Consider the following 12,071-nt stretch of genomic DNA (forward strand, 5'->3'; position numbering starts at 1 on the left):
ATACTCTTGCGAGTAGGGGGCTTTTTTTTCTATCTTGATAATCCATAATATGTTTGAACTTAAATGAGTTGGGTGATTTATTTAGGGGTATTTTTACTAATCAAACGTGACACATGGCTCATCAATTCTTTAACAAAATCCTTTTTGTTAATATTAATATTCACAGTCTTAAATTCATCGTAATTGTTTGTAGAATAGCCGTAAGAAGTAGAGTGTTCTTTAAATGTAATATTAATTATAAGTGTATCATCATTAACGTCCACTAAGTTTTTATACTTAGTATTTATTTTTTTCTCTACAGTCCGATGCAAAATACTTCCTTGGTGGAATAATTTACATCTGATATTGTATATAATGAATCCATCAAATTGATTTATGTTTTGAATAACATCATCGTCAATATCTTTAATAGGAAGATTCTGATATTTAAATACATTTTCGTCATACCACTTTATATATCTTTTGCCTACAACACCTTTTATTTTTTTTGTTTCTTTTCGAAGGTAGGAATAGTGATACTGTCCCATTAGATCTGGTATTGAAAGACTGCAAAAGAAAGCTGCGTCAATTGCTCCTTTTGCAAGAGCATCTTCAATAATGGATGCTAAATTTTTTATAGATTCTAATATCTCAATGTCTGTAGAAGTCTTGGCTTTTTTCATAATAGTCTCCTTATTTTACTCTCAAAGTATCACCAGGATAAAGCATAAAATTATTTGGATCAATGCCATTTAGTTCATAAAGCTCTTCGACAGAAATCCCAACACGTGCAGCTATTTGGGGAGGCCCTTCGCCTTTTTGAACGGTCGTGTATTTTTCAACAGGTTGAGCCGGAACGCTGCTTTCAGGCACTGTTTCTTCAGAGCTTGCAGGAACCTCAACAGGTTGGACACTTTCTTCTGAATAAGCAGCCACACTTTCAGATGAAAAAACTTCGGATTCTGTAGAATTAGAAGCGAAAGGTGATTTGGTTAATTCAAGAGATGCTGCCTTTGCGTATTTCTCAACTAGGTCTTGAGAGAGCTGGCCATTAAACTGCATCAGGACCAATTCATCCTCATTAACTGCAGTATAGGAGAATAGCATTGCTGAGTCTTTTCCAAGGTCATCATAATACTGTTTAGTCGCTTTCAAGTCATCTAAATTATCAAAAGTCAGCAAGCGAGCATTACGTTGATCATCTTCATTGTCAGTTTCAACTAATGAAAATATCTTTGCACTTGTGGCTGACATAGGCGCAATACCAAAGTCGTCCTTCGTCATGTCCCGTGGATTGTAAACCACAAGCGATTGCTGCGTGAATGCTTCAATTATATCGTCTAAATTTGCAGCAGCTGATTCTGATGAGACGGTGGTTTGTTCTGTAGATGATGAACTTGATTCAACTTCTTTCTTTTTCGTGTAAGGTTTCAAAACAAGTTTTTCTGCTCCTGAATCGTCATCATTCTTTTTTTCATCAGGAGTAAAGATTATATTCTCATCCTCTTTTGAAACAGTATAATAAACAAAATCTTCATCATCTACTGAATCTTGTATTCTGATTGTGTCTTCTTCTAAAACATATTCAAGCTTATAATCCAAATGATCTATGATTTGTTTCGCAAATTCTTCACCTAATTTTTCCCATTCATCTTTAGCACTAGATGACATGCTATCAGTATCAACAGATACAGACATTACATGATCAGAGAAAGATACGATCATATTTGGATATTCTTTGTTTGAAGATTCTGTAATCCAATCATTTGCCTTAAAGTCTTCAGTGGTGATTTTTTGGCCACAAGCGGTCAGCAACAAAAACGTAAATAAAACCCAAATTCCCACACTAATCTTTTTCATGTTTATCCCCCTAAACCTATTTGAAAATATCCCATATACTAAACGTTGTTTTTTTATAAATCTTTGCTTTTGTTGATTTTATAGGTGATTTAGCAAATCCCATTCCTTTCTTTCCATAACCGGGGATTACCGCTTTTTTGATTTTCCGTTTGGCTTTCCCAGTAGTTCTAGCCTTAAAACTTTTCTTAACGCTTGGTTTTCTAAGACCTACTTTCATTTTTTACCCTCTTTTCATATTTTTATTTTATTGTATCAAAAAAGCCCTATCATAAGATAGAACTTTTTTTCTGTGGAGGCTATACTGTTCTTGCACGATATAAGGTAGTCAATTATTTTGAAGAGCTAGGCCCGACCACCGAGTTATTATTTAGTGATTCAAATTCTATCATGATTTTTGTCTTACCAATCACTGAATATTTCCGAATTACGAATTGTTTCCTACTATTATATTCACCAGCAACCACAATTCTCATTCCCTCATCGACATCTGCCAGAAAGTTCAAGCTGTGAACAGCAATCAAACAATTTGCGCCATCAAGGGAGAAACGCAATAAAGGGGTCTTGCTCATCTTCAATACTCGTATCTTTGATACAGTTCCTTTCAACGACTCCATAAAAATCGCCTCCATAACGTTGTATATAATAGTGACAATCCATCTTTCTTAAAGCAACAGCAACATAAAACTCGATACATTTTGCGCCAAATAAACACTCTTGCGACTCAGAGATAGAGTCAGGAAATTCGTTTATAAAATCAGAATAGGATAGGTATCCTTGTTCGTACTGGTTGATCACATTCACTGAACATCAAACCATTTCTTCTCATAGTAAAATTCAATATTTCTGATTTCTTCGTACTCGATCAGCGTAGTATCAATGTAGATCCCTAATTCATTATGACCAGATAGGAAACCTATCACGTCCGGCATGAACTTGCCTAATTGAGTGTAGTTAAGTTGCACAGCAAGTCGCTTTCTCTTCAAAAGAGCCTCTTGTAAGAACTCACCGATTTGTTGTTCGTCCATTTCAGGTTTAGGTGGGCAATTATATGCCAGCTCTTTGTTGACTCGATCGATATCAGCTACATGCTCTGAAAGGAAGAAGCCTACCCATTTTAATTTTTTACGATCCTCATAAGGTTTAATCATCCCCATAAATATCACTCCTCACGAAAATTATACGAACGTTTGTTCGATTTGTAAAGCGAACAGAAATATAAAATTGTTGATCCGGAAAATAGTTTTCATTTTCCTCGCCTTTATTCCGCCCAGCATATAAGTAACGATACACATTATTAATGAAGCATAGGTATTTATGGGGATTTAGTGAATTGATGAAAGCAATAAGATTAAGGATAAATAGGGAATAGGAAGGAAGTATAGATACTATTAAATAACGCAATGATATAAGAAGCCTTCATGGCAGTTCTGAAAATGGATGAGGACGAACCGAAGAAATAATCTGTTTTGACGGATGTCAGTAAGAGGAATAAAATGAAAGTACCTTCGAGAGAAGGTGCTTTTTTTGAATAAAAGGAAAATCTAAAATGACCGAAGGGACATTCATCGGTTGTTTAGTAGATAGTTTCAATCGATTGATGCGTGGCTTTTGATAGATTGAAGATCGGAGATGATTTGCGCATGAAGGTGTTGTATTTTAATGAATTCGGTGATTCAACTGTTTTAACATATGGGGATTTGCCTGATCCCATCATTCACGAAAATGAGCTAATGGTAGAGATGATGTATATTGGGTTGAATTATGCTGATATTTATCGGAGAAAGGGTAACTATCATATTGAATCCCGAGACCCTCTTATTAATGGCTATGAAGGGGTAGGGAGGATTATTCAAAAAGGAACATCTGTCTCCAAGTTTCAGCTAGGGGAAACGATTCTTTTTGTGGATGTTCATTTTGCTAATGCAGAATTGGTGGCTGTTCCTGAGGAAAATGCTATCCGTATTCCATCAGGCATACCACCTAAATTAGCAGCCAGTATTGGTCTGCAAGGGTTGACAGCTGATTTTTTAGCTCATGATCTTGGCAATAATGTGAATCATAGTAAGGTCTTCGTCCATGGGATAAGTGGTGGCGTCGGACAAATTTTATCGCAATTATTAACCGCAGATGGTCTAGAAGTGTATGGCGTCACTTCTACGGAAGAAAAGCGGCAACTGGCTTTAGACCAAGGCGCAAAACAAGTTTTTTTAAGAAATACAGAATGGCAAGATACCTACACTTCTTTCTTTGATACCGTTTATGATGGCATTGGGCATACATTAGCCGAAAGTGTCGACTTGCTCAAAAATAGAGGGAATGTTGTCTTTTTTGGCATGGCCGGCGGAAATCCGCCAGCGATCGACTTTATTCCCTTGCTATCTAAATCAAAAAGTATTTTGACAGGAGATCTCTGGGATTACTTGACAAGTTTTCAAGAGCGGGAGAGAAGAAGCTCTCGATTGTTTGACTACTTTAGCAAGGATCAAATGAAAATCAGTCAACCAACCATTTTTTCATTAGCTGACGGAAAAGCTGCCCATGATTATTTAGAATCTGGAAAAAGTATCGGTAAAATTCTGCTGCAACCATAAGAAGGTAAAAAACTAGATTTTTTATTGCAAACGATACACCGAATGTTTGATGTTTCACTAAGGCATTTTTTTATATAATCTATAGTTCTCTTTTGATACATCTTTAAGGATAAAAATAAATGTAAAATGAATAGAATATTGCAAGAAACTAATAGTTTCTATCTATTCAGTGAGAATAAGATAAAACTTTGTGATACACAGTACATTTAATTTGAAAATATTTAATTACAGCAGTAAGATAAATATATCAAATACTTAAGGAGTGATATCTATGACAAACTATGAAGAAAAGGAAGCAAAAGCATTGGTAAAGATTGCAGAGGTTCTTGATAAGTTAGATGAAAATTTAGCTGAATTAGACACACTAGATGCAGACGCCAAAAAACATAGTATGAAGAAATGGATCGTTGAGAAAAAAGCGATTCATGAAATCAAAAAGATCGCACACGAAGCCGGTAAGTATGAAAAGTACGATGAAAAAGCACTTCAAAAAGAAATTGATGAAGTTGAGAAGTATATGTAATTGAAGAAAAATAAGAAGTTGTCACCATTATTCAGCAATTGAAATCTGAATTGATAAAAGCCAGATTTCAATTGAAGATTTAGAATTGACAATGATCTCACTAAGCCCATGCTCTTATGAGTGCGGGCTTGTTTGCTGTACATATGATTAACTGATTAACCACGCCAAGGTGAATAGGCATGAAAGATCATGATCTACAACGACAAGATAAAACATTAGTTAAAGGGGGACGGGGAAAAATCCAAAAACAAAGAAAGTCTGTTTTTTCGTATTTTTCATCGACTTTCTCTATTTTTTTAGATAAGCTTTTGGCTTATTCTAAATTTATGAGCGGTATCATAGTAAGAAGTTAACAAAACGTTTAGACCATCTGAAAAACATCTTTGCAGAAAATAGTGACGAGAGGTTTATGGCTGATGAGCAATTCGATTGTCTATTACAACATAGTAGAAAGTTCTTTATTGAAGATAAAATGATAAACTATACAAAAGAAACGGGTGATTACATGGAACCAACATTTTTCATTTCGAAAAATACTTCTGTCACGTCAAAACAGCTGGAAAATGAAGTGATTGGACATGCTTGCGAGATCTTGCAACGTGACATTTTAACCGTTGTGACAGACACGAGGAAGGCAAATAAAATTGAATTGGTTTTACTTGATGAAAAAAATGAAACGGATGCTTTTCATATACTTTTCGTATCGCCAGATAAAGTAAAAGTGTGTGCTGAAACACCGTTAGGATTAATGTATGGGGTTCTTGAAATCTCACATAAAATTTTAGATGTTCAACCTTTTTGGTATTTCATGGAGATTCCCCCAATAAAAAAACCGTTTATTGAATGGACAGATTTTGACTTAACATTGCCTGATTTTGCAACGGACTATCGGGGCTGGTTCGTCAATGATGAGTTGCTGCTGGATCAATGGGAAGATAATGGTTCAAATGAATATGTATGGGAACGGATTTATGAAACATTGTTACGTTTAGGCGGAAATGTCATCATCCCTGGAACAGATAAGAACAGTCATAGACATCGAGAAAGTGCGCAAGCGATGGGGTTGATCTATACACATCATCATGCCGAGCCACTAGGCGCAGAGATGTTTGCTAGAAGGTATCCTGGTTTGAAGGCTTCATACGAGGAACATTTTGAGTTATTTCAGGAATTATGGAAAAAAGCCTTACACGAGCAAAAGGGTACCAACGTTATTTACACACTCGGTTTTCGTGGACAAGGGGATTGTCCTTTTTGGGCAGAAGATCTTGATCGACAGTGGTCAGCAGCGGAAAAAGCAGCAGTGATCAACGAAATCGTTCATCTGCAATATCATATGGTTAAAGAAGACGATCCTCATGCAGTATGTTCAATGAACATTTATGGGGAGATGACGGAATTATTTAATCTTGGATTACTTGAGCTTCCAGATGATGTGATTGAGATTTGGGCGGATAATGGTTATGGCAAAATGGTTTCTCGTAGACAAGAAAATCACGATCCACGAGATGAAGTGTTAACAAACACATCAAAACCAAATCAATCAAGAGGAATCTATTATCACGTTGCCTTTCATGATTTACAAGCATCTAATTTTTTGACGATCTTGCCTAATAGCCCAGAATTTGTTTCTAGAGAGTTAATGGCGGTTAGAGAAGTCAAGATGGATAAGTTTGTCTTAGTCAATACAGGCAACATAAAACCGCATATTTTATTCTTACAAGAAATAGCGAATTTCTGGCGAGCAGATTATCAGTTACGAACCAATCAAGAGATAATTTCAGAGCATGTAACACAATATTATCAAAATCAGCAAGAAGAGATCCAAGCTGTCTATGAAGCTTACTTTGAAGCGGTTATCCGCTATGGAACATATGAGGATCAAACCGCTGGGGACGAGTTTGCCTGTTATTTGATCCGAAAAATTATTCAATCCTGGCTCAAGCAAGAAACAAAAATTCCGAGGATAGAATGGTTGACGGGTGATAAAAAAATCAAGGAGCAAGTCACAGAAATTTTCTCTATGGTAGGAGAAAAGATAGCAGCCTGGGAGAATCTATTGCTGAGATGTCAGCAAATTACATTATCCCTTCAGGATAAACATGCGCAAAATGCTCGCTTTTTTAATGATATTTACCTCTCAGTAGCCGTTCAATGCAAAACGTTAAAAGCACTGCTCCATTTGTTAGACGCTTATCAGATGCTTGATCGGGAAGAAATGGTCTTTGTATTTGTAAAAGTTTTCGATGTGTTAGAAGAAATTCATCAACTAATTCAAATACTAAAGGAAAATCCAAGTGATACATGGTATGATTTTTATGAAAACGACGGCTATACTAATCTAACATTGACAAAAGAGATGATCAAAAGTCTGTTGTCTTACATTCGCATCATTGGCGATGGTCCAGATCAAGATCAGTGGGAGAGAAAATATATTATGGATCCCACTGAATCAAGAGTTATGTTGCTTTCAAATACTAAAAAAGCGTTGACGGATGAAAAGTTAGCAAGAAAAATCAGAGTAAATTTTAGAAAAGATCCTAATTAATATTAAAATGAGATGAAACGCCATTCAAAAGTAAGACTAAATATCTTACGTTTGAATGGCGTTTCATCTAGTATGCAGTTTTTATTAGAATTCACTAGGCGTATCGTCCAATTCCAGCACCATATTATACCAAGCAACATTTGCATGTTGGGAATCTGACAGTCCTTCTAGTTGATAGCCATGCTTTTTGTAATATGGAATCAATGATTCTAAACAAGTTAAGGTGATTCCTTTTCTGTTTTGAAGACGACATTGTTCTTCGAGGACTGACAGTAGTTTACTGCCAATCTGACAGTTTCTATAATCAGGAGCGACAGATAAGCTCAGAATACTTTGGTAGCCACCAAAAGGCTGATTAGGACAAGTACTTTCAAAGAGATCGTCAGAGAGATAACGTTTAGAAATAATGGGCCCTACAACGTAGCCGATCGGACAATTCTTTTCATTTATAGCAACAATAAAACTGTCACTTATTGTATGTATTCGATTCATCATCGCAGTTTTGGATGCTGCTTCATCAGCTGTAAATCCTGCATTTTCAATCTGCATGATTCGATCAATATCCTCTTCTTTTGGTGGTCTGAAGAAAACGTTCATTCAATCACTCCCATCTTTATTCAAAAATAGTTTATCACATAATGATATATGAAGTTTATATTTGATAGCGATAAAAATTTAGAGACTTAAAATTCCTAGTACAGAATCGTTGTCACACTTTCAATCAAATGAAACAAAAATAAGAATTAGTAGTTGTTAACTGAATGGGTTCTTATAAGAAAAAGTCAAATTAATGATAATAAATCGCAATTCTTCATTTTATTCTAACAAAATGACAATTTTCTTAGGTATTCATCACAAATCTATCACATTTCCAAGCTAAAGTTTGTTATTATCTGAAAATTTTCATCATTCAGATAAAAGCTTCTTCATTATGAGCAAATTTTTTATAGTTAGTTGATAGAAAACAGGACGAGCGTATGTGTTTTCGATCCAAGTTACACGTCAATGCGTCTAATTTCTATAATTGCTGGTATGAAGAAGAGCGCAAAAAAAAATCCTTAAGTTACAGGGGACGAAATGGAGGATAACATGAAAAAAAGGAAAACAAGCTGGGCTCTCTTATTGTTAACAAGTCTGATGGTATTAGGTGCTTGTGGTAGTGGAGGCCAAGACCCAACAGATAGTTCGGGAGGGAATGTGTCAGGGGGAGCTAGTTCTGATTCTAATGTATTAGTGGTCGCATCAGGTGCAGATCCAGTGACATTAGATATCCATCAAACGAACGACCAAGCAACTACCAGGGTAGCAAGACAGATTTACGAAACACTGATCAAACAGACCAACGATCTTGAGTTAGTGCCAGGGTTAGCAACAGAGTGGGAAGAAATTGAAGAGAACCTTTATGAGTTCAAGTTGCGAGAAGATGTTGTCTTTCATAATGGGGAAGCGATGACAGCTTCTGATGTTGCCTACACCCTTCGACGGGCGGTTGACTCACCTTCGATCAGTCATATCATTGGTTCGATCGATCCTGATACGATCGAAGTGATCGATGATCATACGATCCATATCGGGACAAATGGTGCCTTCGGGCCTTTCTTGACTCATTTAGCACATCCTGCGGTTGGAATTTTGAGTGAGAAAGCTGTGGAAGAAGCTGGTGAAGATTATGGTATCAGCAGCGTTGTGGGAACAGGTCCCTTTGAATTTGTTGAATGGGCAACCGGTAGTCACGTGACGTTGGATCGATTTGACGATCACTGGGATGAGCCAGCGGGAATGGAAAGAATTGAGTTCCGGACAATTACAGATTCAAGTGTTCGTTTGATTGAACTAGAGTCAGGAACCGTCGATATTGTTTATGATATCGCTCCTTCTGATAATGAAAAGGTTGAAGAAAACGATGAATTGACTTTATTAGCGACAGAAAATTTAGGAACGGAATACTTAGGTTTCAACGTTCGAAATGATACACCATTGCAAGAAGTAGGGGTACGTCGCGCGATTGCCCATGCTATCGATGTCGAATCGATTATCCAAACGGTTCATATGGGGATCGGGACTCAAATGAGTGGACCGATCAACGAATTGGTTTTTGGATATAATGAAAACTTGGAAGCTACTCCTTATGACGTTGAATTAGCAAAAGAACTATTAGCAGAAGCTGGTTATCCAGATGGCGGGTTCTCCCTTTCGTTGTATGTCGGTGATAACAATCAAGAACGAATCCGTGTCTCGCAGGTTGTTTCCGCTGCTTTAGAAGAATTAGGTATCACTGTTGAGGTCAACCAAATGGAGTGGGGAGCATTTTTAGATGCTGCAGCAGCTGGTGAACCAGATATGTTCTTACTAGGTTGGACAACGATCACAACAGATGCTGACTATGGATTGTATCCACTGTTCCATTCAAGTAGCTTTGGCGAAGCTGGAAATCGTACGTTCTATCATAATGAACGGGTAGATGAATTACTTGATGCAGCTCGTAGCACTTCTGACCAAGAGGAACGCTTGGCCTATTATCACGAGGCGCAAGAGATTATCAATGATGAGATGCCATGGGTTTACTTACAAACCAGAGAAAATGTTTCAGGTATCCGCAACTGGGTGCAAGGGTTCGAACATCATCCAACTGGAAGTTACTTCTTAGATACGGTGTCAAAAAACTAAATTGGATTGAGAGTATAAAATAAAGAGCCGCAATGGCTCTTTATTTTGAGGAGATGAATAGATGTTCCAATATATTGTAAAACGAATTCTGTGGTTGTTTCCTATCCTGCTAGGCGTCTCTTTTATTGTATTTACGATTATGTATCTATCACCTGGAGACCCTGTAACGATGGTGTTGGGGGAAGGAGCGACTCCTGAACAATATGAGGCCATGCGTGTGCAAATGGGGCTTGACCGTAGTTTTATCGAACAATTTTTTCATTATATAAAAAATGTTGTTGTCGAATTTGATCTTGGGAGATCGTATGTTTCTGGCCGGGTGGTCATGGATGAAATCCTAGTCCGTTTGCCCAACACAATCAAATTATCAGTATGGAGTGTGTTATTTGCCTCGCTGATTGGTATTCCACTGGGAGTGATCTCTGCTTCGAGACCTTATTCCAAGGTTGATAATTTCGTGATGTTTCTTTCACTAGTTGGGGTTTCTATGCCAACCTTTTGGCAGGCACTCCTTTTAATTATTCTTTTTACTTCTACCCTGGGCTGGTTGCCAGCATCTGGTTTTGATACTTGGCAGCAAATGATCATGCCAGTATTTGCATTGGCTTCCTCGTCAATTGGCACGATCGCCCGGATCACAAGGTCGAGTATGATGGACGTTTTAGACCAAGATTATATTCGCACGGCAAAAGCCAAAGGAGTAAATGGTTCAAAGGTGACGTTCCATCATGCCTTAAGAAATGCCTTGATTCCCGTAGTGACAGTCATTGGTTTGCAGTTTGGGGCTTTATTAGGTGGGGCTGTATTGACCGAAACTGTTTTTAGTATCAATGGGATCGGGACATTGATGGTGAATGCGATCCGTACAAGAGACACAATGATCGTCCAAGGCGGCGTTTTATTTATTGCATTTATTTTTACGATGGTTAATCTATGTGTCGATATTCTCTATGCATATATCGATCCGCGAATTAAAACCTCATATGATTAAGGGAGGAACTCATGTTTTCTAGAAAAAAGGCTATAGCGAAAACGCAAGCACTTGCAGGCGTACCAGAAGGATCGAAACAAGAGATTTGGCTTTCCTTAAAAGCAAATCGCCGAGCAATGTTTGGGTTACTATTTATCACGTTACTGACGATTACTGCGATTTTTGCAGACTTTATAGCTCCCTATGGTATGCGGGAGCAAAATCTAGCCAATGCATTGCAATTTCCAAGTCGTTCTCATTGGTTTGGGACAGATGACTTGGGACGTGACGTATTGTCTCGTTTGATTTACGGCACGAGAATATCACTGACTGTAGGCGTTTGTGCGGTGTTACTGGCACTCTTTTTTGGTGGCATCTTAGGTGTCTTATCCGGTTATTTCAGAGGGTGGATCGATACGCTGATTATGCGTTTTTGTGACATCTTACTATCCATCCCTTCTATTTTATTGGCAATCGCCATCGTGGCTTCTTTGGGATCCAGCCTGCCGAACATGATCTTGGCGATCGGGTTGGCGAATATCCCCATTTTTGCTCGTATTATTCGGGCAAGTGTGATGGCGGTCAAAGAGAAGCAATTTATTGAAGCTGGAAAAGCGCTGGGCGCAAATAATGGATTGCTGATTTTCAAACACATCTTGCCAAATATCCTTTCACCAGTCATCGTGCATTCATCAATGGGCGTTGCCACAGCAATTTTATCTGCTGTTGGCTTAGGATTTATTGGCTTAGGTATGGAGGCTTCCGTTGCGGAATGGGGAACGATGTTAAATTTTGGACGAGGCTATATCCGAACACATCCCTACCTGACGATTTATCCAGGGATCGCGATCATGTTGACCATTTTATCCTTCAATTTGATCGGTGACGGAATCCGAGATGCCATCGATCCGAAGATGAGAGAGAGGTAAGCAG

12 protein-coding genes and 1 pseudogene are annotated in these 12,071 nt (G+C 37.7%); 7 read left to right on the forward strand and 6 right to left on the reverse strand.

The annotated features are described in order from the left end of the window. Nucleotides 1–77 precede the first annotated feature (77 nt). The 5 genes and pseudogenes from ECA1_RS05410 to ECA1_RS05430 form a co-directional block, all read right to left on the reverse strand. Nucleotides 78–662: a hypothetical protein gene (locus ECA1_RS05410; protein ID WP_060791891.1), complete on the reverse strand. Its 585-nt coding sequence runs from the start codon at nucleotides 660–662 to the stop codon at nucleotides 78–80. A gap of 10 nt (nucleotides 663–672) precedes the next feature. Further along, a pseudogene (locus ECA1_RS18010) lies at nucleotides 673–819 on the reverse strand (LysM peptidoglycan-binding domain-containing protein); the annotation flags it as partial. A 1,036-nt stretch (nucleotides 820–1,855) separates the two neighbouring features. Next, on the reverse strand, nucleotides 1,856–2,056 hold the full coding sequence (locus tag ECA1_RS05420) for a hypothetical protein (RefSeq protein ID WP_060791892.1): 201 nt from the start codon (nucleotides 2,054–2,056) through the stop codon (nucleotides 1,856–1,858). Nucleotides 2,057–2,168: 112 nt separating this feature from the next. Further along, nucleotides 2,169–2,453, reverse strand: coding sequence for a hypothetical protein (locus ECA1_RS05425; RefSeq protein WP_060791893.1), 285 nt, complete (start codon nucleotides 2,451–2,453; stop codon nucleotides 2,169–2,171). 183 nt (nucleotides 2,454–2,636) lie between these two features. Continuing rightward, nucleotides 2,637–2,993, reverse strand: a complete 357-nt coding sequence (locus ECA1_RS05430) for a hypothetical protein (RefSeq protein ID WP_060791894.1) — start codon at nucleotides 2,991–2,993, stop codon at nucleotides 2,637–2,639. A gap of 486 nt (nucleotides 2,994–3,479) precedes the next feature. Here ECA1_RS05430 and ECA1_RS05435 point away from each other — a divergent pair, with 486 nt between their 5' ends. The 4 genes from ECA1_RS05435 to ECA1_RS05445 all read left to right on the forward strand — a co-directional run bounded on the left by ECA1_RS05435 (nucleotide 3,480) and on the right by ECA1_RS05445 (nucleotide 7,501). After that, the gene (locus tag ECA1_RS05435) at nucleotides 3,480–4,430 is read left to right on the forward strand and encodes a zinc-binding dehydrogenase (protein ID WP_060791895.1); all 951 of its coding nucleotides are present in this window, start codon (nucleotides 3,480–3,482) and stop codon (nucleotides 4,428–4,430) included. A 271-nt stretch (nucleotides 4,431–4,701) separates the two neighbouring features. Then, complete coding sequence (locus tag ECA1_RS05440; protein WP_015509648.1) at nucleotides 4,702–4,953, forward strand: hypothetical protein; 252 nt, start codon at nucleotides 4,702–4,704, stop codon at nucleotides 4,951–4,953. A 179-nt stretch (nucleotides 4,954–5,132) separates the two neighbouring features. Then, nucleotides 5,133–5,306 carry a hypothetical protein gene (locus ECA1_RS17435; protein ID WP_155642940.1) on the forward strand — a complete coding sequence of 58 codons (174 nt, stop codon included), beginning with the start codon at nucleotides 5,133–5,135 and terminating at the stop codon, nucleotides 5,304–5,306. Between the two features lie 152 nt (nucleotides 5,307–5,458). Further along, nucleotides 5,459–7,501 carry a glycosyl hydrolase 115 family protein gene (locus ECA1_RS05445; protein ID WP_060791992.1) on the forward strand — a complete coding sequence of 681 codons (2,043 nt, stop codon included), beginning with the start codon at nucleotides 5,459–5,461 and terminating at the stop codon, nucleotides 7,499–7,501. Nucleotides 7,502–7,585: 84 nt separating this feature from the next. Here ECA1_RS05445 and ECA1_RS05450 read toward each other — a convergent pair whose 3' ends face one another. After that, nucleotides 7,586–8,098: a GNAT family N-acetyltransferase gene (locus ECA1_RS05450; protein WP_060791896.1), complete on the reverse strand. Its 513-nt coding sequence runs from the start codon at nucleotides 8,096–8,098 to the stop codon at nucleotides 7,586–7,588. A gap of 492 nt (nucleotides 8,099–8,590) precedes the next feature. Between ECA1_RS05450 and ECA1_RS05455 the strand changes: the two genes are divergently transcribed. From ECA1_RS05455 to ECA1_RS05465, 3 genes are all read left to right on the forward strand, one after another. After that, nucleotides 8,591–10,168, forward strand: a complete 1,578-nt coding sequence (locus ECA1_RS05455; protein WP_060791897.1) for an ABC transporter substrate-binding protein — start codon at nucleotides 8,591–8,593, stop codon at nucleotides 10,166–10,168. 61 nt (nucleotides 10,169–10,229) lie between these two features. Next, a complete protein-coding gene (locus ECA1_RS05460) occupies nucleotides 10,230–11,159 on the forward strand; it encodes an ABC transporter permease (protein WP_015509667.1) in 930 nt (309 codons plus the stop codon). A gap of 11 nt (nucleotides 11,160–11,170) precedes the next feature. Beyond that, nucleotides 11,171–12,067: an ABC transporter permease gene (locus ECA1_RS05465; RefSeq protein ID WP_060791898.1), complete on the forward strand. Its 897-nt coding sequence runs from the start codon at nucleotides 11,171–11,173 to the stop codon at nucleotides 12,065–12,067. Nucleotides 12,068–12,071 lie beyond the last annotated feature (4 nt).

Source organism: Enterococcus casseliflavus NBRC 100478 (genome assembly GCF_001544095.1).
Taxonomy (GTDB): Bacteria; Bacillota; Bacilli; order Lactobacillales; family Enterococcaceae; genus Enterococcus_D; species Enterococcus_D casseliflavus.